This is a genomic window from Sphaerisporangium sp. B11E5, assembly GCF_039871875.1.
GTDB lineage: Bacteria > Actinomycetota > Actinomycetes > Streptosporangiales > Streptosporangiaceae > Sphaerisporangium.
Genome location: NZ_JBDPMD010000001.1, coordinates 169,572 through 188,864 on the forward strand (window position 1 = coordinate 169,572; position 19,293 = coordinate 188,864).

At 72.9% G+C, this 19,293-nt stretch carries 21 protein-coding genes; 16 read left to right on the forward strand and 5 right to left on the reverse strand.

All coding sequences use genetic code 11. From position 1 onward, the window contains the following. Window positions 1-17 precede the first annotated feature (17 nt). Both ABGB17_RS00660 and ABGB17_RS00665 read left to right on the forward strand, forming a co-directional pair. Window positions 18-788 carry a phosphatase PAP2 family protein gene (locus ABGB17_RS00660; protein WP_347625678.1) on the forward strand — a complete coding sequence of 257 codons (771 nt, stop codon included), beginning with the start codon at window positions 18-20 and terminating at the stop codon, window positions 786-788. An 87-nt stretch (window positions 789-875) separates the two neighbouring features. After that, window positions 876-1,841 (forward strand): hypothetical protein, encoded by a 966-nt coding sequence (locus tag ABGB17_RS00665; protein WP_347625679.1) that lies wholly within the window; start codon window positions 876-878, stop codon window positions 1,839-1,841. A gap of 319 nt (window positions 1,842-2,160) precedes the next feature. On the opposite strand, the gene ABGB17_RS00670 is transcribed toward ABGB17_RS00665, so the two are convergent. Continuing rightward, on the reverse strand, window positions 2,161-2,424 hold the full coding sequence (locus ABGB17_RS00670; RefSeq protein ID WP_347625680.1) for a zf-TFIIB domain-containing protein: 264 nt from the start codon (window positions 2,422-2,424) through the stop codon (window positions 2,161-2,163). A gap of 35 nt (window positions 2,425-2,459) precedes the next feature. Next, window positions 2,460-3,365: an aminoglycoside phosphotransferase family protein gene (locus ABGB17_RS00675; RefSeq protein ID WP_347625681.1), complete on the reverse strand. Its 906-nt coding sequence runs from the start codon at window positions 3,363-3,365 to the stop codon at window positions 2,460-2,462. 165 nt (window positions 3,366-3,530) lie between these two features. Here ABGB17_RS00675 and ABGB17_RS00680 point away from each other — a divergent pair, with 165 nt between their 5' ends. From ABGB17_RS00680 to ABGB17_RS00710, 7 genes are all read left to right on the forward strand, one after another. Beyond that, window positions 3,531-4,433 carry a TIGR03619 family F420-dependent LLM class oxidoreductase gene (locus ABGB17_RS00680; RefSeq protein WP_347625682.1) on the forward strand — a complete coding sequence of 301 codons (903 nt, stop codon included), beginning with the start codon at window positions 3,531-3,533 and terminating at the stop codon, window positions 4,431-4,433. A gap of 91 nt (window positions 4,434-4,524) precedes the next feature. Continuing rightward, on the forward strand, window positions 4,525-5,307 hold the full coding sequence (locus ABGB17_RS00685) for an HAD-IIA family hydrolase (protein WP_347625683.1): 783 nt from the start codon (window positions 4,525-4,527) through the stop codon (window positions 5,305-5,307). A 39-nt stretch (window positions 5,308-5,346) separates the two neighbouring features. Further along, on the forward strand, window positions 5,347-5,985 hold the full coding sequence (locus tag ABGB17_RS00690; RefSeq protein WP_347625684.1) for a hypothetical protein: 639 nt from the start codon (window positions 5,347-5,349) through the stop codon (window positions 5,983-5,985). A 118-nt stretch (window positions 5,986-6,103) separates the two neighbouring features. After that, window positions 6,104-6,955 carry a hypothetical protein gene (locus tag ABGB17_RS00695; protein ID WP_347625685.1) on the forward strand — a complete coding sequence of 284 codons (852 nt, stop codon included), beginning with the start codon at window positions 6,104-6,106 and terminating at the stop codon, window positions 6,953-6,955. 24 nt (window positions 6,956-6,979) lie between these two features. Then, window positions 6,980-7,582 carry an HAD family phosphatase gene (locus ABGB17_RS00700; RefSeq protein ID WP_347625686.1) on the forward strand — a complete coding sequence of 201 codons (603 nt, stop codon included), beginning with the start codon at window positions 6,980-6,982 and terminating at the stop codon, window positions 7,580-7,582. An 85-nt stretch (window positions 7,583-7,667) separates the two neighbouring features. Further along, a complete protein-coding gene (locus ABGB17_RS00705) occupies window positions 7,668-7,940 on the forward strand; it encodes a GlsB/YeaQ/YmgE family stress response membrane protein (protein ID WP_347625687.1) in 273 nt (90 codons plus the stop codon). 164 nt (window positions 7,941-8,104) lie between these two features. Further along, a complete protein-coding gene (locus ABGB17_RS00710) occupies window positions 8,105-9,679 on the forward strand; it encodes an alkaline phosphatase D family protein (protein ID WP_347625688.1) in 1,575 nt (524 codons plus the stop codon). Between the two features lie 112 nt (window positions 9,680-9,791). Here ABGB17_RS00710 and ABGB17_RS00715 read toward each other — a convergent pair whose 3' ends face one another. Beyond that, window positions 9,792-11,216: an FG-GAP repeat protein gene (locus ABGB17_RS00715; RefSeq protein WP_347625689.1), complete on the reverse strand. Its 1,425-nt coding sequence runs from the start codon at window positions 11,214-11,216 to the stop codon at window positions 9,792-9,794. A gap of 126 nt (window positions 11,217-11,342) precedes the next feature. Beyond that, the gene (locus ABGB17_RS00720) at window positions 11,343-11,951 is read right to left on the reverse strand and encodes an ATP-binding protein (protein ID WP_347625690.1); all 609 of its coding nucleotides are present in this window, start codon (window positions 11,949-11,951) and stop codon (window positions 11,343-11,345) included. A gap of 255 nt (window positions 11,952-12,206) precedes the next feature. Here ABGB17_RS00720 and ABGB17_RS00725 point away from each other — a divergent pair, with 255 nt between their 5' ends. The 6 genes from ABGB17_RS00725 (at window position 12,207) to ABGB17_RS00750 (ending at window position 18,340) form a co-directional block, all read left to right on the forward strand. Further along, window positions 12,207-13,562, forward strand: a complete 1,356-nt coding sequence (locus ABGB17_RS00725) for a helix-turn-helix transcriptional regulator (RefSeq protein WP_347625691.1) — start codon at window positions 12,207-12,209, stop codon at window positions 13,560-13,562. Next, a complete protein-coding gene (locus tag ABGB17_RS00730) occupies window positions 13,559-14,470 on the forward strand; it encodes an aminoglycoside phosphotransferase family protein (RefSeq protein WP_347625692.1) in 912 nt (303 codons plus the stop codon). Before ABGB17_RS00725 ends, ABGB17_RS00730 begins: the two co-directional genes overlap by 4 nt. Before the next feature lie 20 nt (window positions 14,471-14,490). Then, complete coding sequence (locus ABGB17_RS00735; protein WP_347625693.1) at window positions 14,491-15,747, forward strand: cytochrome P450; 1,257 nt, start codon at window positions 14,491-14,493, stop codon at window positions 15,745-15,747. 28 nt (window positions 15,748-15,775) lie between these two features. Then, a complete protein-coding gene (locus ABGB17_RS00740) occupies window positions 15,776-16,912 on the forward strand; it encodes an aminotransferase class V-fold PLP-dependent enzyme (protein ID WP_347625694.1) in 1,137 nt (378 codons plus the stop codon). Between the two features lie 139 nt (window positions 16,913-17,051). Continuing rightward, window positions 17,052-17,621, forward strand: a complete 570-nt coding sequence (locus ABGB17_RS00745; RefSeq protein ID WP_347625695.1) for an MOSC domain-containing protein — start codon at window positions 17,052-17,054, stop codon at window positions 17,619-17,621. A gap of 41 nt (window positions 17,622-17,662) precedes the next feature. Further along, a complete protein-coding gene (locus tag ABGB17_RS00750; protein WP_347625696.1) occupies window positions 17,663-18,340 on the forward strand; it encodes a TOPRIM nucleotidyl transferase/hydrolase domain-containing protein in 678 nt (225 codons plus the stop codon). Here the strand turns inward: ABGB17_RS00750 and ABGB17_RS00755 are convergent. Next, on the reverse strand, window positions 18,317-18,694 hold the full coding sequence (locus ABGB17_RS00755) for a hypothetical protein (protein WP_347625697.1): 378 nt from the start codon (window positions 18,692-18,694) through the stop codon (window positions 18,317-18,319). The two genes, ABGB17_RS00750 and ABGB17_RS00755, sit on opposite strands and share 24 nt — an antisense overlap. A gap of 93 nt (window positions 18,695-18,787) precedes the next feature. Here ABGB17_RS00755 and ABGB17_RS00760 point away from each other — a divergent pair, with 93 nt between their 5' ends. Further along, a complete protein-coding gene (locus ABGB17_RS00760; protein ID WP_347625698.1) occupies window positions 18,788-19,285 on the forward strand; it encodes a helix-turn-helix domain-containing protein in 498 nt (165 codons plus the stop codon). Window positions 19,286-19,293: the final 8 nt, after the last annotated feature.

The following is a 19,293-nucleotide window of genomic DNA, read 5'->3' on the forward strand; positions in this document are numbered from 1 at the left end:
CGGGCAATGAACCGGTCATGCGGAAGGGCACGAGACACGAGGCGCGGCTCACGGGTGCCGCGGAGGAGCGGGGAACGACGGCTCCGGGGACGGCACGCACGGCACGGACGGCACGGGCCACACGGGCGGGACGGGCCGCGGGGGCCGCCGGGCCGGTGGCGGCGGGGCGGAGCCCGCTCGGCGGGGAACTGGCGGACCGGATGCTGGCGTTCCGGCCCTCGCTGCGCAAACGCGTGAAGCGGCGGCTCAACGCGATGGACAAACGGCTGTTCCGGCAGGTGGCCGACGCCCACCTGCCGGGTCTTGAAGGGGTGCTGCCGCCGCTGTCGCGCGCGGCGGACAACTCGGTGTTGTGGGCGGGGATCGCCGCGGCGCTGGCGTCCACCGGCCGCACCCGGCTGCGGCGCGCCGCCACCCGCGGCCTGCTGGCCATCGGCCTGGCCAGCCCGGTGGTGAACCTGCTCGGCAAACAGGCGTTCGCGCGCAACCGGCCCTCCATCGCCGACTTCCCGCTCTCGCGACTCGGCCGGGTGCCGTCCTCCCATTCCTTCCCCTCCGGCCACTCGGCCTCCGCGGCGGCGTTCGCCGCGGGGGTGGCGATGGAGGCCCCGCCCGCCGTGGCCGTCCCGGTGGCCGCCGCCGCGGGCGCGGTGTGCTTCTCCCGCGTCTACACCGGCGTCCACTACCCGGGGGACGTCATCGTCGGCGCGTCCCTCGGCGTCGTCGCCGCCCTGCTGACCGCCCGCTTCTGGCCACGTCTCGGCCACCGGGACGACCCGGCGGGCTGACCGTGGCGGTGTGAACTGTGTGACCTGACGCCGGCCGGCCCCCGGCCGCCTTGACAGGCGGGAGTGCACTCGCCGATCATCGGCCAAGTGAATGCCCCCCGGACCTTGTCGACCGCCCTCGCCCTGACGCTGGCCCTGGCCGCGTGCAGCACAGGAGGCGGTGCCCCGCCGGTCACCGGAGAAGGCGGGCCCGCCACCGGTCGCGTGGGGGGCGGGGGCAACGCGGGCGGCGGCACGGCCGCCCAGACCCCCGCCGGCGTCACCCCCGCCGAGTACGGCGCGGCGCTGGAGGCCGCCGTCGGGCCGGTGGGCTCCTCCCTCGACGACATCGCCAAGTCGCGGTCGCTGAAGTCGCTCGGCGGCCGGGTGGAGCGCGCCCGCGGCGTCACCGGCGACGCGGTGGACCGCCTCGCCGCGGTCACCCCGCCGCCCGACGTCACCGCCGAGCACTCCGATCTCATCGCGGCCCTGCGCGGCCTTGAGGGCGATCTGGACGGCCTGCGCGACTCGGTGAGCGGCCGCTCCCTGTGCACCGCCCCGGCCGTGCTGGCGCGGCTCGGGAAGGGCGAGGGGCTCGGCGCGGTGAGGACCGCGGGCGGCGACCTCGCCGCCAAGGGCGACTACCCGGCGGACGTCGTGGACGTCAAGATCCCCAAGGAGGAGAAGCGGCGGTTGTCCAACGGCGCGCTGGTGCGCTCAGGCGGCCGCGGCGGCCTCGGCCGTTTCACCGTCGACAACGGCAACTCCCAGGACGCCGTGGTCACGCTGGTCCGCGGCAAGACCAAGGGCACGAGCTTCTACATCCGCAAGAACCGCAAGGCCACCATCCGCAGCATCCCCGACGGCACCTACAACGTGTACTACACCGTCGGCACCGACTGGGACCGCGGCCGCCGCGCCTTCACCCGCGACTGCGCCTTCAGGCGTTTCGAGAGGCCCATCCGCTTCCGCACCACGTCCACCCAGTACACCACCTGGACCGTGACCCTCAACTCGGTCGTGGGCGGCAACGCCCGCACCAACGACGTCGACCCCGACGACTTCCCGTCCTGACAGGCGTCCCGACGACTTCCCGTCTGACCGGGGCTGGACGTCCCCCGGCCTGACCGGGGCCGGGCGTCTCCCGATCTGACGGGGGACCCGACGACTTCTCGGCCTGACCGAGGGCCCTGGCGTCTCCTGACCTGACCGGGGGACCGGCAGTCTGCCCACGTGAAGGGGGACCGGGCGCCTCGCCACGTGACCGGGGGACCGGTGCTGCCCCGGCCTGATCGGGGGACCGGTGCGTCTCCGGGCAGGGTCCTTGCCGCCGCCCGGGAAACAACAGCGGCGCGGGCCGTGAGGCGCCGCGCCGCTCGGGGAAAGTCGTGGGTCAGCTCGAGAAGAGCATGCCCACCCAGCTGCGGTTGCGGTGGTGTCCGTGGTGGTAGCCGCCGCCGTGCGGGGCGCCCCAGGCCGGGGCGGGCGGGGCCGGCGGCGGGGCGTACTGCTGCTGGGCCCACTGGTTCTCCACCCGGGACAGCGTCTCCAGCTCTCCGTAGTCCAGGAAGATGCCGCGGCAGTTCTCGCACTGCTCGATCTGGACACCGTTGCGGTTGTAGGTCCGCATGGACCCGTGGCACTTGGGGCACTGCATCGAAGTCGGTCTCCTTTGACGGGCTTGCGGCGACCTTACCGTGATGAGGCGGCGCGCACGATCCTCCCGCAGGAGGAAACCAGGGCGTCTTCCACCTCGTCCAGCGGACGACCCTCCCCGCACGCCGCCGCCACCGCGGTGGCCGCCAACTGCACGGTCAACGCGCGGGCCGGCTCGTCGAGTTCCCGCCACGGATCCTCCGGCCGCACCGCCGCACCACCCGCGGCCAGGTAGGCGCCGAGGAACCGGCCCCACAGCTCCGGCGCCAGCAGCCCCGAGGCGTACCACGCCGCGGGCCGCGCCAGGTCCCACGCCGGGTTCCCCACGCCGAGGTCGTCCACGTCGATGAGCAGCCACTCACCGCGGTACCGCACCACCTGCCCGAGATGCCAGTCCCCGTGCACCAGCGCCGCCGTTCCCGCGTGGCCGTCACCGAGGTCCAGCGGCTCACAGGCGGCGTTGATCGTGCGGACCGCGGCGGCGTACCGTGCGTCCCCGGCCGCTTCGGCGAGCCCGGCCACCGCGCGCGTCACCCGCGCCGGCCCCCCGTGCGCGGGCAGTGAGGCCGGACGGACCGGGGCGGCATGCAGGCGGGCGAGGAGGGTGGCCCCTTCCTCCCAGGGAGCGCCCTCGGGGTCGGCAGGGTCGACGGGCTCCCCGGCGGGCCACAACGTCACCAGCCGCCCCGCGACGTGCCGCACCCGCTCCGACAGCGGAGGAAGCAGCACCCCGGGCAGCGACGCCGCGGCCACCAGCCGGGCCTCCAGACCGTCCGGATCCGTACCGGGCGGAAGAGCCTTGATGACGGCGTCCCCCACCCGCACCACGGTCACCCGCGTGTCCTTGAGCACGGCCGTCTCCACGCCTCCGGGCCGTCCCCCCACCTCCGCGGCCAGCAGCCCCGCCAGCCCGTCGGCCGATGTCCCGCCCCGAACGCTCACCGATCCACCCTAATGCGCCCCCACCGCCCCAGGCGCCGGGCGTCACGGCGGGCAGACCGCCGCACAAAGGCGCCGGCTTCACCGCACCCAGGTGGCTGGGCGATGGTGGGGGTGGGGGTGGAGGGGGTCGGGGTGGAGGTTTGGTGGGGGCAATAGGGTTGGGGTATGAGGATTGGGTTCGGGGTGCCGGTGTCCGGGGCGTGGGCGACGCCGGGGAACATGGTGGCCGTGGCGCGGCGGGCGGAGGAGCTCGGTTACGCGTCGTTGTGGACGTTCCAGCGGCTTCTGCATCCGGTGGCGCTCTCCATGGGGCCGGTGTACCGGAGCGTGCAGGACCCGGTGGTGACGCTGGCGTTCCTCGCGGGGGTGACCAGCAGGATCCGGCTGGGGGTGGCGGTGCTCAACATGCCGTTCTACTCGCCGGCGCTGCTGGCCAAGCAGCTCGCCACCTTGCAGGACGTGTCGCGCGGGCGGCTGGACGCGGGGCTCGGGCTCGGCTGGATGGAGGAGGAGTTCGCCGCGAGCGGGGTGCCGATGGCGGCGCGCGGGCGGCGGGCGGTGGAGTACCTGCACGTGCTGCGGCAGCTCTGGGCCGAGGGGATCACCTCGCACAAGGGCGAGTTCTACGAGATCCCGCCGTCCTACCAGGACCCGAAGCCCGTGCCGCCCCCGCCGGTGCTGCTCGGCGGCACCGCCCCCGCGGCGCTGCGCCGCGCGGGCGAGCTGGCGGACGGGTGGATCAGTTCCAGCCGCGCCGACCTGAACACGCTCCCCGAGCAGATCTACATTGTAAAGGAGGCGGCCCGGGAAGCCGGTCGCGACCCTGACGAGCTGCGCTTCATCTGCCGGGGCGTCACCAAGATCGGCGACACGGGGGACGGCGGACGGGCCCGGCTCGCCGGCTCGCTGGACGAGATCAGGGACGACATCGAGGCGATCGCCGCCACCGGCATGACCGAGCTGTTCCTCGACCTCAACTTCGACCCCGCCGTCGGCTCGCCCGACGGCGACCCCGACGCCGCGATGCGCCGCGCCGAGGAGGCCCTGGAGGCGTTCGCGCCCCGCTGAGCACCTATGTTCACCCGCTGTTGAGCGTGGCGAACCCTGGTGCTGTCATTGTTGTTGCCGTACGCCTGAGACGCCCGAACGCGGGAGAGCAGTGAACGAGCGCAAGCCGATCGAGTGCTGGTTGTCCGACATGGACGGTGTGCTGGTGCACGAGGGGCTCCCCGTGCCGGGGGCCGACGAGTTCATCCGCAGGCTCCGTGAGTCCGGCAAACGGTTCCTCGTGCTGACCAACAACTCCATCTACACCCCGCGCGACCTGTCCGCCCGGCTCCGCGGCGTGGGCCTGGAGGTGCCGCCGGAGGCGATCTGGACGTCCGCGCTGGCCACGGCCCGGTTCCTGGAGGACCAGCGGCCCGGCGGGTCGGCGTACGTCATCGGGGAGGCGGGGCTGACCACGGCGCTGCACGAGGCGGGGTACGTCCTGACCGACACCGACCCCGACTACGTCGTGCTCGGCGAGACCCGCACCTACAGCTTCACGGCGATCACCCGGGCGATCCGGCTCATCGACGCCGGCAGCCGGTTCATCGCCACCAACCCCGACCCCGTCGGCCCCTCCGCGGAGGGCTCGCTGCCCGCCTGCGGCGCCGTCGCCGCCATGATCACCAAGGCGACGGGCGTGGAGCCGTACTTCGTCGGCAAGCCCAACCCGATGATGATGCGCAGCGCGCTCAACGCCATCGACGGCCACAGCGAGACCACCGCGATGATCGGCGACCGCATGGACACCGACGTCGTGTCCGGCATGGAGGCGGGCCTGTACACGATCCTCGTGCTGACCGGCGTGACCACCAAGGAGCAGGTGGACCGCTACCCGTTCCGGCCCTCCCGGGTGGCCGCGTCCGTCGCCGAGCTGGTGGATCTCATCGACTAGCTGACGGAACCTGTCAGGTACCGGGGGAAGGATGGTGCCATGACCGAGGTATATCTGGAGATCGGCCCCAAGAAGGTCTTCGCCTGCGCGTACGACTGGCCGGGGTTGTGCCGCATCGGCAGGGGTGAGGAGGCCGCGCTGGAGGCCCTCGCCGCCTACGTCCCCCGCTACAAGGTGATCGCCGACCGGGCCGGGCTGCCGTTCGCGCCCGGCGCGTTCACCGTGGTGGAGCGGGTGCCGGGGGACAGCACCACCGACTTCGGCGCCATCTCCGCCGTGCCGCCCTCCGACACCGCGCCGGTGGACGCGCCGGTCGCCGAGCGGGACACCGCGCTGCTGTGCGCCGCCTGGGAGGTCTTCGACGAGGTGGCGGGGGTGTCGCCGCAGGAGCTGCGCAAGGGGCCACGGGGCGGCGGCCGGGACCGCGACAAGATGATCGATCATGTGCTCGGTGCCGAGCGGGCGTACGCGCGCAAGATCGGCGTGCGGCACCGGCCGTTCACCCTCGAGGACCACGCCGCCCGCGATGCGATGCGCCGCGACATCGTGGACGTGCTGAGCAAGCCGTCCGACGGCGGCCCGCTCGCGCCCAAGGGATGGCCCGCCCGGTACGCCGCGCGCCGCCTGACCTGGCACGTGATCGACCACCTGTGGGAGATGGAGGACCGCGCGACCTGAGCCCGCGGTTGCCCCGTGGGAACGTTCCCGGACGGCCTTGTGACGGCCGCCGGGCTGCGGCAGAGTGTCGGTGTCCCTCCGCCCTGCCCGGGCGGAGTTTCCCCCGGGAGGCCGCGCGGTGGCGACGATCGTTGGAGTGCACGGCATCGGCAAGTACCGCTACTTCGAGGCGGCAGGCACCGCCGCCGGGGCGGCGGACGTCATGCGCGGCAAATGGGACCGCTACCTGCACGCCGGCCTGACCGGCGGCGCCCCCTACGACGGCCGTTCCTACGTCGGGGAGGTGGCCTACTACGCCCACCTGCTGCGCGACCAGGTGCCCGCGGCGACCAAGAGCGACCTGCGCAAGATGGACCCCGCGTCCCAGCTCGTGCTGGCCGACTGGATGAAGCAGCTCGGCGGCGCGAGGTCGGTGGCGGGGGAGACGCTGACCGGGCTGATCCACCGGTTCACCGGGTGGCTGATGCTGAGGCTCGGGCCGCACGCCAAGGAGTTCGCCGAGAACTTCTGCCCCGAGGTCGCGGCGTACTTCGCCGGCGGCCGGGCCGCCGCGCGGGTGCGGGCCCGCGACGTGGTGGCGGACGCGGTGCGGCGGCACCGGCCGGAGGTGCTGATCGCGCATTCCCTCGGCAGTGTGGTGGCGTACGAGGCGCTGTGCGCCCACCCGGAGCTGTCGGTGGAGCTTTTCGTGACGCTCGGCAGCCCGCTCGGCATGCGCCAGGTGGTGTTCGACCGGCTCCAGCCGCTGCCGGTGAAGGGGCGGGGCGGCCGCCCGCCGGGGGTGCGCCGCTGGGTGAACATCTCCGACAAGGACGACATCGCCGCCATCCCCGGTGCGCTGCGGGGCCAGTTCGACGGCGTCGCGCTGGACCAGCAGGTCAACATCGACTGGGCCGACTTCCACACCGTGCGCAACTACCTCGGCTGCGGGGCGCTCAACGAGCACCTGAAGCCGTTCCTGCGCGCCTGATCCCGGCCGGGTAATATCGCGATCATGAAATGGGTGCTGTTCGACTACGGGGAAGTTCTGTGCCACGCCCAGCCCGAGGAGGACCGCACCCGGCTGGCCGAGGCCGCCGGCATCGACGCGGGCGCGTTCTGGGAGGGCTACTGGCGGCACCGGCTGGAGTTCGACCGCGGCACGCTGACGCCGCGGCAGTACTGGTCGCTGGTGCTCGGCCGCCGCGCCGCCGAGGCCGAGGCCGCGCGGCTGGTGGAACTGGACGTGCGGAGCTGGAGCCACGCGAACCCGGACAGCGTGGCCGTCATGGAGGAACTGGCGGCCGACGGCCGCGCGGTGGCGCTGCTGTCCAACGCGCCCATGTGCGTGGCCGAGGGCGTCGAGCGGCTGCCCTGGATCCGCACGATGCCGGCCCGCTTCTACAGTGCGCGGCTCGGGCTGGTGAAACCCGACACGGAGATCTACCTGCGGGTGGCCGACGAGCTCGGCTGCGGTCCCGGTGAGGTGGTCTTCGTGGACGACCGGCTCGCCAACGTCGAGGGCGCGGAACGGGCCGGCATGGCGGCGGTGCACTTCCGCGACGCCGGCGCGCTGCGCGCCGACCTGGAGGCCGTGCTCGACCGCCCGTCCCGCTGACATTCCCTTCCGCTGACCTGCGCATATGTCTCGTTTGCCGTACTCGCGGGCATACGCCAGACAATAGTGAGGCGAGGGGGACACGATGGAAGTCACCGGAATCATCAGCGCCATCATCGTCGGGTTGGTGATCGGCGCGCTCGCGCGCCTGCTCATCCCAGGCCGCCAGGCGATCCCGATCTGGCTTACCATCGTGATCGGCATCATCGCCGCACTGATCGGCACCGCCATCGCCGCCGGGCTCGGGGTCGCGACGACACGGGGCATCGACTGGATCGAGCTGATCATCCAGATCGTGCTCGCCGTGGTCGGCGTCATGGGGGCGAGCTACGCCTACAGCCACAAGAAGGTGAGCTGACGGTGCGGGCGCCTGGATTTCGCCAGGTGTGCCGCAACTCGTCGCCGTCCCTTCGGCCGGGATTCAAATACGGTGGGTAACCCGCGCTTCTGTGCCGCAGGTGTTCACGCGGCCGACATCACCCACTCGCCCGCAGGTCAAGCGGACCGTCTGCACTTGGGGACGTGGAGCAGAACCCCTCACGCAGAGTGTTCCTCGCCGCCGCCGCCACGGGGGCCGGCGGCCTCGTCCTCTCCTCGTCCGCCGCCGCGTCCGCCGCGCGGCAGGCCCCCCTCCCGGCCGTCCGCCCCGCCCGCGCCGCGGCGGACCCGTTCACGCTGGGCATCGCCTCGGGAGACCCCGCGCCGGACGGGGTCGTGTTGTGGACCCGCCTGGCGCCGGACCCGCTGACGCCCGACGGGCACGGCGGCATGCCGGCCAGGGACGTGACGGTGGAGTGGCAGATCGCCGAGGACGAACGGTTCCGCCGCGTGACGCGCTCGGGCGAGGAGACCGCCCGTTACGGGTCCGCGCACACCGTGCACGTCGAGGCCGAAGGGCTGGAACCGGGCCGGGAGTACTTCTACCGGTTCCGCGCCAACGGCCACGTGTCGCAGGTGGGCCGCACCCGCACCGCGCCGGACGCCGTCAGCCCGTTCACGTTCGCCGCGGTGTCCTGCGCGCAGTTCGAGCACGGCTACTACACCGCGTACCGCCGCATGGCCGAGCAGGAGCCGGACCTGGTGGTGCACCTCGGGGACTACATCTACGAGTACTCCGGCGGCGTGTACACCGCCGCGCAGGGCAACGTACGGCGGCACGTGGGCGGCAAGCTGCAGACCCTCGCCGACTACCGGCTGCGGCACGCGCAGTACAAGACCGACCCCGACCTGCAGCTCGCCCACCAGGGCAGCCCGTGGCTGGTGGTGTTCGACGACCACGAGGTGGAGAACAACTGGGCGGGCGGCAACCCCGGCACGCCGGTGCCCGCGTTCGACGCCCGCAAGGCCGCCGGCTTCCAGGCGTACTACGAGAACATGCCCCTGCGCCGCTCGTCGGTCGCGCGCGGCACCCGCATCAAGCTCAACCGCCGCGTGACATGGGGCCCGCTGGCGACGTTCCACATGCTCGACACCCGCCAGTTCCGCGACGACCAGCCCTGCGGCGACGGCATGCGCTCCGGTTGCGACGAACGGCTGGGCCAGGAACGCGTCCTGCTCGGCAAGAGCCAGCGCGAGTGGCTGGAACAGGGCCTGCACGGCTCCGACGCCGCCTGGAACCTCATCGCGCAGCAGATCATCGTCGGCCAGCGCGACTACCACCTCGGCCCCGGCCGCCAGATCAGCGTGGACGCCTGGGACGGCTACCCCGCCGAACGCGACCGCCTCCTCACCACCCTCTCCACCTCGGCCGCCGCCAACCCGGTGGTCCTGACCGGCGACGCCCACGTGGGCTCCGCCTCCGACCTGCTCCTGGACTTCGACGACCCCGACTCCCCCCGCGTAGGCGTGGAACTGGTCGCCACCTCCGTCTCCAGCGACGGCGACGGCTACCACGACCCCGCCAGGGACGCCACCCTGCGCGCGGAGAACCCCCACCTGAAGTTCGTCAACGAACGCCGCGGCTACATCATGTGCGCCGTGACCCCCACGGCCCTGAAGGCCGACTTCCGCACCCTGAACTACATCAGCAAGAAGGGCGCCCCCGCCAGGACCGCCGCCTCCTTCACCGTCCCGGCCGGCGAACGCGTCCTCACCTGAGCCACCCACCCCGGCGCCCGGCCCCTTCATCTCCCGCGTAAGGGGCCGGGCGCCTTTCTCACGCGGGACGCCGGCGTGGCGGCCGGGGGGAGTCACCCGGGTGGCCGCAGCCCTACCGGGTGACGGCGTAGCCGAACAGGGCGCCCGCGGGACCGGACAGGACGGTGGCGCCGGCGGGACGCAGGCCGGTGGAGGAGCCCTTGCGGACGACGGACGGGACCAGGGTGACGCGGCCCGCGCCGGGGGCCCCCACCACCAGGCCGGACGGGGTGACGGCCACCGACGTGCCGTACGCGTCGCCGGGGTGTCCCTTGCGGCCGTGGACGGTCACGTTGTGGTTGGCGGTCAGGCCCCCGGTGCGGGTCCCGGCGAGGACCAGTACCGCGTTGCCGCCGGGGAGGCCGATGGCGAGCTCGGCGTCGCCGTCGCCGTTGAGGTCGCCGGCGGCGAGGGCCGAGCCGAGCCGGTCGGTGGGCCGGTTGCGCCCGGCGACGCCCTTGCTCTTGCGTGACCAGAACTCGCTGCCGATCGCGGTGAGCCCCCCGCCGCGCCCGTACAGCACATGCACCGCGCCGTCGCCGTACATCGGGCCGTCCTGGTAGGCGTCCAGGCCCTCCCCGGGCACCCCCGCCGCCAGGTCGTCCCGCCCGTCCCGGTTGAAGTCACCCACGGCGAGCGTGGTCCCGAGGCCGTCCCACTTCTCCGAGTCCCCCGGCATGCCGGGGGAGTTCTGGGTGTAGACACCGGACTGCCGTGCCCGCGGGTCGGCGATGGTGAACGACCCGGCGCCCATCTTCTCGCCCACGTCGTCCCCGGGGGCACCGATCGCCACCTCGTCGTCGCCGTCCCCGTCGAAGTCCCCGGCCGCGACGGCGCCACCGAACTGGTCGGTCTCGGCGGGGTCCTGCCCGACCCAGCGGGTCCGCTGCGTGACGAGGCTCCCCGTGCCGTCCGGCTCGCGGCCCCGCATGCCGAACAGCGCGACGCCCCCGCCCCCCTCCAGGCCCGGCATGCCCACGACCAGCTCGTCGTCCCCGTCCCCGTCCAGGTCGCCCGCCGCGAGCGCCGCCCCGAACCGGTCGGTGCCCCGGGACAGCTTCAGGTGGGTGACGTCCAGCGTGCCGTACGGCTTCAGCCCCCGCGGCGTGCCACGCAGCAGGTGCACCACGCCGTTGCCGTCCGCGCCGTCGGGCACCGGCGTGCCCGCGAACTCCTCCGAGGCGCCGATCGCCAGGTCGGCGCACCCGTCGCCGTCGAAGTCCCCGGTCGTCACGGCCGAGCCGAACGAATCGCCCCGTTCGGGGGTGTCAGGGATCCCGGAGGAGCCCTGCGTCAGGGTCGCCACCGACTTCGAACCCCGGTACAGCGTCACCGACCCGGCGCGCGACCGCCCGTCCACCGTGGCGTACGGGGCGGCGACGGCGAGCACGGGGCCGGCGCAGGCGGCCGCCGAGGCGGGGGAGGGGAGGATCGGCAGGCAGGGCACGATCGCCAGGGTCGCGGCGGCGAGCAGGCGGGGCGCACGCGAGGCACTCATACTCCGGATGGTCTCCGCCGATCCGGACACCTGCCCCACGACAGCATGAAGTCCCCGCGTCGGGTACCTGAACGTCGGCGTCAGCCCGGGGGGCGGGCTCCTGTCAGACGGCCGGCGTGGGAGGCGTCAGGCGGGGGTCGTCGCCCCGGGGAGGGCGAACGCGACCGCCTGCCCGGCGCCTCCCGTGGACAGCGTGGTGGGATACGCGACGCAGCGTCCCCCCGACAGCAGGTGCGCCAGGAGCAGCCCCCGGCCGCCCTCGTCGAGCAGGTCGAGCCCGTCCGGCTCGCCCGCCGCGTGCAGGCGGGCCAGCAGCCCCGCCACCGCGCCCGGCTCCGTGCCGCCGTCCACCACCTCGCACCACATCGGGATGCCGCTCAGATAGTGCACGCGCAGCTCGTACGGCCCGGGCGCGTGCCGTTCGGCGTTGGCGGCCAGCTCGGCGACGATGAGTTCCGCCTCCCCGGCACCCTCCTCGGTGACACCCGTGCCGGCCAGCGCCTCGCGGACGGCCGCGCGCGCGGCGCGCGAGGCCGTCCCCGCCCGCAGCCGGGTGACCAGCACGCGGAACGTGCCCCGGTGCCGCACCGGCCACTCGGGGTGGGCGGCCTCACGGTGCCGGTGGGCGTCGGTGACCTGGACGGCGTCCCGCAGGCGGGCCGCGGCCTCGCGCAGGCGTCCCCGGAACCGGGCGTGCTGAACAGGCTGGTGGGGGGCGGGCTCCTCGCCGCGCATGAGCTGTCACTCCCTGGGTCGCCCGGACAGGGTGGGCCGGCGGAGGAAGGCGCGGTGATCCTCCGGCAGGTTGCTTCCGATGGTGAGATACACCGACCCGTGCGGGTAAGCCGTGACACCGATACCGAAGACGGATACGCGGCGATCGGCAGGACCGATCGGCTTCACCGATCGGTCGGCCCGAAAACACCGCGAGGCGCCGTACGGCCTGGTTATCTGGAGTCCTTCCCCTGACTTGACCGTTGCGAGGTCGGCATGAACGTCACCCATGTGAACGAGCAGGCCATCAGCTTCACCATCTGGGAACGCCCCGCGATGCGGCGCGCGCTCGCCGAGCGTGACGTGGCCACGGTTTACCTCTTGCTCCAGCACAGCGGCGTGTCCCAGCGCCGACTCGCCGCGCTCACCGGTCAGTCCCAATCGGAGATATCGGAGATTTTGAACGGTCGTCAGGTGATGGCGTACGACGTCCTGGTGCGCATCGCGGACGGCCTCGGCGTGCCCCGCGGGTACATGGGCCTCGCCTACGACGACGGGCCGAGTTTCGCCGGGCCCGAGGGCGACCCCGACGCCGACGACGACGAACGGGTGCGCCGCCTCCTCGCCCACGCCGCGCAGGTGACCATCGGCGCCGTCACCCCGGAGACCGGCGACTGGTCCCGGCCGCTGGCCCGCACCGGCACGCCCGTGCCCCTGAGGATCGGCGAGGCCGAGGTGGAACAGGTGGAGACCGTCACCGAGGCCCTGCGCGCCCTCGACTACCGCTACGGCGGCGGCGCCTGCCGGGACGCGGTGGTCGCGCAGCTCGCCTGGTCGCAGAACCTCCTGCGCGCCGACTGCAGCGAGCAGGTGCGCCACCGGCTGCACCGCGCCCTCGCCGACCAGCACAACCTCGCGGGGTGGACGTCCTTCGACACCGGCCTGTACGACGACGCCTGCCGCCACTTCACCCGCGCGCTGGAACAGGCCAAATACGCCGGCGACCCGTCGCTCGCCGCCAACGTGCTGTACCGCCTCGGCCGCGTCCACCTGCACCGCCACCGCATCGGGGACGCCCTGCGGTTCTTCCAGCTCGGCCAGATCTGCGCCCAGGACGCCAGTTGCGAGCTGACCGTCGCGCTGCTGTGCGCCAACGAGGCGTGGGCGTACGCCCTGCTCGGCGACGAGCGCCTGGCGCTGAAGTCCATCCGCCGCGCCGAGGACGAGTTCGCCCGCAGTGACCGCCCCGCCGCGCCCGCCTGGGTGCGCTTCTTCGGCGAGGCCGACCTGGACGCCGCCGGCGGCATGTGCCACGCCGGACTCGCCGACGCCCACGAACGCCACCTGGCCCCGGCCGCCGAACTGCTGCTGCGCAGCGTGGCCGGCCGCGACCAGGACATGGCCCGCAGCAAGGTGTTCGAGCTCATCGCGCTCGCCACCGTGCGGTTACGCCTGGGCGACATCGAGGGCGGGCTGCGCGACGGCCACGAGGCCGTGACCCTGACCGCCCGGGTCCGCTCGGCCAGAGCCCTGGACCGCCTGTCCCCCCTGGACAAGGCCGCCGCCGCACTCGGCACCCGCACCGACGCGCGGGAACTGCGGCGGCGCATCGCGGACCTGCGGGCCGTATGAGCCTCACCACGGTAGACCCCTCCGGCGGACTCACCCGCGACGCGCTGCGAGCCGTGCTGGGCGCGGTGTGCGCGGAGGCGGCACTCGACCCGGCAGGGGCCGAGCTCATCAAGTTCACCAACAACGCCGTCTTCCGCCTGCGCACCGCCCCCGTGGTGGTCCGCATCGCCGGCTCCACCGCGGCCCGCGCCCGCGTCGACAACGTCGTCCGCGTCGCCCACTGGCTGGCCGGGCACGACTACCCCGCCGTCCGCCTGCTGGCCGGCGTCGTCCAGCCCCTGTGGCTGTCCGGCCAGGCCGCCACCCTGTGGGAGGAGGTCCCGGCGGACGGCCCGCGCCCCGACGGCGCCGGCCTGGCCGACCTGTTGAAACGCCTGCACACCCTTCCCGACCCCCCGCGGGACCTGCCCGAGTGGCGCCCCATGGACGAGATCCGCCAGCGCCTCGCCGAACCCGAGGACCTGGACGACGCCGACCGCGACTTCCTCCTCACGACCTGCGACGAGGTGGAGGAAGCCATGTCGGCCCTCCACTACGACCTCCCGAGGGGCGTCATCCACGGCGACGCCTTCACCGGCAACCTGATCCCCACCCTCCGCGGCCCCGTGCTGTGCGACTTCGACAGCACCGCCACAGGCCCCCGCGAATGGGACCTCACCCCGGTCGCCGTAGGCCGGCTCCGCCTGGACTACCCCGACGACGACCACACCCCCCTGGCCACCCGTTACGGCGTGGACATCACCCGCTGGCCCGGCTTCCCCGTCTTCCGCCGACTCCGCGAACTCAAACTGGTCACCAGCGTCCTGCCCATCCTCCGCAGCCACCCCACCGTCCGCCCCCAATGGCAACACCGCATGGAGACCTTCCGCTCAGGCGACCTGACGACCCGCTGGCAGCCGTACCGCTGAGCCCACCCGGACGTGCCAGGATGGGGGTCGTGACAACGGCGGTTGAGACCGGTATCGACCTGGCGGATCTGGCGTTCTGGAACAGGCCGCCGCGTGAACGTGAACGCGACTTCGCCCGGCTGAGGAAGCTGGACCACCTCGTGTTCTTCCCCGAACGCCGGGTCCCCCTGCTGCGCTCGGGCAAGGGCTTCCACGCCCTGGTGCGGCACGCGGACGTGGTGGAGGCCAGCCGGAACGCCAAGGTCTTCTCCAGCGAGCCCGCCGTGACCAATCCCGAGCCCCCGGGCTGGGTGAAGCACGTGTTCGGCGACTCGATGGTGAACCTCGACGACCCCCGGCACGCGCGCCTGCGCCGCATCGTCTCCCGTGCCTTCTCCCCGAAGATGCTCGCCAAGCTGGACGACGACATCGAGAGGGCCGCGGCCCGCATCGTGGACGACGTCATCGCCGAGGGGCCGGGGGACTTCGTCACCCAGGTGGCCGCCAGGCTTCCCATCCACGTCATCTGCGACATGGTCGGCGTGCCCGACGCCATCCGCGCCAAGGTGCACCGGCACGTGGACGTCTCCACCGCATACACCGGGGTGCGCATGAGTCTCCCGAGGACCGTGGCCATGGCGGGCCGCAACATGGCGGCCCTGTTCGCCCTCCAGCGCCTCGTCATCAAGCTGGGCCGCGAACGTGCGAAGGAGCCCGCGGGCGACCTGGTCTCCGCCCTGGTGAACGCCAACGTGGACGGCGAACGGCTGACCCCCAAGGAGCTGGGCTCCTTCTTCACCCTCCTGCTGGTGGCGGGCAACGAGACGGCCCGCAACACCATGGCGCACGGGCTCAAACTCATCACCGACACACCCGACGCCCGCGACCGCCTCGTGCACGACTTCGACACCCACATCGCCGGTGCCATCGAGGAGACCGTGCGGATCGTCTCCCCGATCATGCAGTTCCGCCGCACCGTCACCCAGCCGTACGACCTCAGAGGCACCTCCCTGAGCCCCGGCGACAAGGTCGTCCTCTTCTACGGCTCCGCCAACCGCGACGAGGACGTCTTCCCCGACCCCGATCGCTACGACATCACCCGCGCTCCCAACCCGCACGTGGGCTTCGGCGGCCCGGGTCCCCACTTCTGCCTGGGCGCCAACCTGGCCCGGCAGGAAATCAAGATCATGTTCCGTGAGCTCTTCACCCGCCTCCCCGGCGTCCGTGCGACCGGTGAGCCCGAGCTGCTGCTCTCCAACTTCGACAACAGCGTCCGCCGCCAACCCTTCACCTACTGACCCGGGGCCGCCGGGTTAAGGTCCGTGAGTGGACATCGAGGACTTCAACCTGGACCCGTCGATCGCGCACCTCAACCACGGCTCCTTCGGCGCCGTGCCGCATCGCGTCCGTGAGCGGCATGAGGAGTTGCGCCGTGAGGCCGAGCGCAACCCCGACCTGTTCTTCGCGACCCTGCCGGACCGCGTCGCCAAGGCCAGGACCGAGGTGGCCGAGTTCCTGGGCGGCGACCCGGACGGCACCGCGTTCGTCTCCAACGTCACCGAGGGCATAGCGGTGGCCCTGCACTCGATCCCGCTGAGCCCGGGCGACCAGATCCTCCTCTGCGATCACGCCTACGGCGCCGTGGACATCGCCGTCCGCCACGCCGCGGCCCGCACCGGCGCCGAGGTGGTCACGATCACCCTCCCCGGTCGGGCCGACGGCGAATGGTCGGGCGAGGACGCGGCCCAGGCGTTCCTGAGCGCGGTCACCGTCCGCACCAAGGTCGCCGTCTTCGACCACATCACCTCACCCACCGCCCGCCTCCTCCCCGTCGAGCACATGTGCCGCGAGTTCGCCGCCGCCGGCGTGACCACCGTCGTGGACGGCGCCCACGCCCCCGGCATGCTCGACCTCGACCTCACCCGCGTCGGCGCCGACTTCTACACCGGCAACCTCCACAAGTGGCTCTTCACCCCCCACTCCGCCGCCGTCCTGGCCGTGAGCCCCGCCTGGCGCGACCGCGTGGTCCCCCTGGTCCCGTCCTTCTACCTCGGCGACGGCTTCCCCCGCTCCCTGGAGATCCAGGGCACCCGCGACCACACCCCCTGGCTCACCGCCCCTTACGGCATCCGCCTGCTCACCGACCTCGGCGCCCGCCACGTCCGCACCCGCAACGCCCGCCTCGCCGCCCGCGCCCAGGAGATCCTCGCCGACCTCCCCATGCTCACCCCCTGGCGCGCCGACCCCGAACTGTCCATGCGCGTCCTCCGCCTCCCCGAAGGCATGGCCACCACCTACGAGGAAAGCCTCACCCTCTCCACCGAGATCTACCGCCGCCTGAACACCCGCACCGCCATCCGCCCCTGGCCCGGCGCGGGCCTCCTGCGCCTCTCCGCCCAGCTCTACAACCGCGAGAAGGACTACGAACGCCTGGCCTCGGGCCTTTCCGCCATCCTGAGCTGACCGGACGTGTCCCATGATCAACGTTCGGAGCTTTCCGCGGACGTCCGGCGGCTGTTCGGATGGCCCGGAGCGTCTCGGCGCTTGAACCCGTACCGGCGGGCCCGTTGACCGTGGGGCGTGTCTCGGTAGGGTCGGGGCTGTGAGTGGCCGTGTCGGCGGGTCCTGGGCGGTGGAGATCGTGGCTTTGCACGTCTCGCCGGTGCACGCTTACGAGGGGCGGCCCGCGGACGGGGCGCGGGCCGATCCGGAGCCGGTCGGGCGGGAGCGTGTCGTCGTGCGGGCGGGGCTCGGGATCGTGGGGGACCGGTTCTTCAACCAGCGTGCGCACCGGCATGCGGCGGTCACGGTGATATCGGCCGAGGCGGTGGAGGATCTGGCCCGGCGGCTGGAGCTGGACGCGCCGCCCGATCCGCTGCTCACGCGCCGCAACATCGTGCTGCGGGGGTTTCCGGTGGACGAGCTGGCCTCCGGGTGGCGGCACGGGCTCCCGTTCGGCGGGGCGCTGTTCGGGCTGGACTCGGGGGACGGCGAGATACGGTTCCAGGCGTATCGGCCGGCCAATCCGTGTGCGTGGATGGACGCGGTTCTCGCTCCCGGTGCGTTCCGTGCGCTCCGTGGTCGCGGGGGAGTGCGGTGCGTGCCGCTCGACGACGGTGAGCTTCGGGTCGGGCCGGCGAAACTGGCCGTCCACACGTTTCCGCGCGGGTAATCGGGATGACGGCCAGGAGCCGTCACTGCGAGAATCGATCCGTGCGAGAGCTGGAGCGTTTCCGGGACGCCGTCCGCGGGTGGGTGGCCGGCGGAGTGGACGCCCCGGCGGCCGCCGAGGTGGCGCGCGAGCTGACCGGTGACGGTCTCGCGGCGGTCGTGCTCGTCGAAGGGGTCAGTGACCAGAGCGCGGTGGAGGCGCTCGCTGCGCGGCGCGGCCGTGATCTGCCCGGCGAGGGGGTGTGCGTCCTGCCGATGGGAGGCGCGATGGGCGTCGCCCGCTACCTGCGGATCCTCGGCGTGCAGGGGCTGGACGTCAGCGTACGAGGCCTGTGCGACGAGGCGGAGGAGCCCTATTTCCGGCGGGGGCTGGAGCAGGCCGGGTTCGGGGCCGGCCTGGGGCGGGCCGCGATGGAGGCGCTCGGTTTCCACGTGTGCGTGGCGGACCTCGAGGACGAGCTGATCCGCGCGCTCGGGCCCGCGGGCGTCGAGCGGGTGCTGGCCGCCGAGAAGGACCTGGACAAGTTCCGCCTCTTCCAGAACCAGCCCGCGCAACGCGGACGTCCGGTGGAGCGGCAACTGCACCGCTTCATGGGCACGACCAGCGGCCGCAAGGCACAGTACGCCCGCGCCCTGGTCCTCGCCCTCGACGCGGCCCGCGTCCCCCGCCCGCTCGACAATCTCCTCGCCGGCACGTCATCCCGCTGCTCCACGCGCTGACGTGATCTCCAGGCGGGAGATCCGGTCCGTGTCGCCGAGACGGAAGCGATAGTCCAGATCGACGGGACTGCCGGGGAACGTCCCGCGCAACCGGCAGGTCACGGTGGTCTCGCCGGTCGTGTCGTCCGTGCGCACCGACAGCGGGGTGGCGGTGTAGGTGTACTCGCTCGCGGCGCGATCGAGCCAAGCCCTGATCTCGGACGTCCCGTGGTAGTCGCGCCCGTCGTCGGTGACGTGCGCGGCACCGGTGAAGCTCACGATCGCGGACGCGTGGTCGTCGCCGGCGGTCAGGCTCATGTAGGCGCGCACGGCGTCGGGGCACCCGGCGAGCGGTGAGTTCGGGTTCGGCGTCATGACGGTCTCCTCGCAATAGGGTCGTCAGTAGCTTCTGTCTTAGAAGTTACTGGTGACTGCTACCATAGCAGTAACAACACGGAGGAGTGGAAGATGGTCGGCAAGATCCGCCTGGAAGACCGTGAATGTCCGTTGTCCATGACGATGGGCATCGTCGGCGAGTGGTGGACGGTGCTGATCCTGCACGACTGCTTCGACGGCTACACCCGCTTCGACGAGTTCCAAGCCAACATCGGCCTGTCGTCCAGCATGCTGACCAGCCGCCTGAGGAGCCTCGTCGACCGCGGCATCCTGGCACGCACCCCCTACCAGGAGCGTCCCCTCCGCTACGAGTACGTCCTCACCGACCTCGGCCGCTCCCTGCGCCCGGTGCTGGTCGCGCTCGCGGCATGGCGCAACGCGCAACTGCCCCCGCGGGACCGTTCGATGATCCTCGTCGACAAGCGGACCGGCCGGGAAGCCGAACCCGTGCTCGTCGACGCCGCCACGGGCGACCGTGCCGACGCCCCCGACTACGTGTTCGCCGCCGGCCCCGCGGCGAGCCCGGCCATGCGGCGGCGTTACGAGGGCGCGGTGCCCGTGGAGGCGTGACCGGCGCC

What these genes read in the sequence shown, in the direction of transcription:
- ABGB17_RS00660 (WP_347625678.1), top strand. Translation starts at nt 18, where the DNA reads ATGCGGAAGGGCACGAGACACGAGGCGCGGCTCACGGGTGCCGCGGAG.
- ABGB17_RS00670 (WP_347625680.1), bottom strand. Translation starts at nt 2,424, where the DNA reads ATGCAGTGCCCCAAGTGCCACGGGTCCATGCGGACCTACAACCGCAAC.
- ABGB17_RS00680 (WP_347625682.1), top strand. Translation starts at nt 3,531, where the DNA reads ATGAGGATTGGGTTCGGGGTGCCGGTGTCCGGGGCGTGGGCGACGCCG.
- ABGB17_RS00690 (WP_347625684.1), top strand. Translation starts at nt 5,347, where the DNA reads ATGACCGAGGTATATCTGGAGATCGGCCCCAAGAAGGTCTTCGCCTGC.
- ABGB17_RS00700 (WP_347625686.1), top strand. Translation starts at nt 6,980, where the DNA reads ATGAAATGGGTGCTGTTCGACTACGGGGAAGTTCTGTGCCACGCCCAG.
- ABGB17_RS00705 (WP_347625687.1), top strand. Translation starts at nt 7,668, where the DNA reads ATGGAAGTCACCGGAATCATCAGCGCCATCATCGTCGGGTTGGTGATC.
- ABGB17_RS00715 (WP_347625689.1), bottom strand. Translation starts at nt 11,216, where the DNA reads ATGAGTGCCTCGCGTGCGCCCCGCCTGCTCGCCGCCGCGACCCTGGCG.
- ABGB17_RS00720 (WP_347625690.1), bottom strand. Translation starts at nt 11,951, where the DNA reads ATGCGCGGCGAGGAGCCCGCCCCCCACCAGCCTGTTCAGCACGCCCGG.
- ABGB17_RS00725 (WP_347625691.1), top strand. Translation starts at nt 12,207, where the DNA reads ATGAACGTCACCCATGTGAACGAGCAGGCCATCAGCTTCACCATCTGG.
- ABGB17_RS00730 (WP_347625692.1), top strand. Translation starts at nt 13,559, where the DNA reads ATGAGCCTCACCACGGTAGACCCCTCCGGCGGACTCACCCGCGACGCG.
- ABGB17_RS00735 (WP_347625693.1), top strand. Translation starts at nt 14,491, where the DNA reads ATGGGGGTCGTGACAACGGCGGTTGAGACCGGTATCGACCTGGCGGAT.
- ABGB17_RS00755 (WP_347625697.1), bottom strand. Translation starts at nt 18,694, where the DNA reads ATGACGCCGAACCCGAACTCACCGCTCGCCGGGTGCCCCGACGCCGTG.
- ABGB17_RS00760 (WP_347625698.1), top strand. Translation starts at nt 18,788, where the DNA reads ATGGTCGGCAAGATCCGCCTGGAAGACCGTGAATGTCCGTTGTCCATG.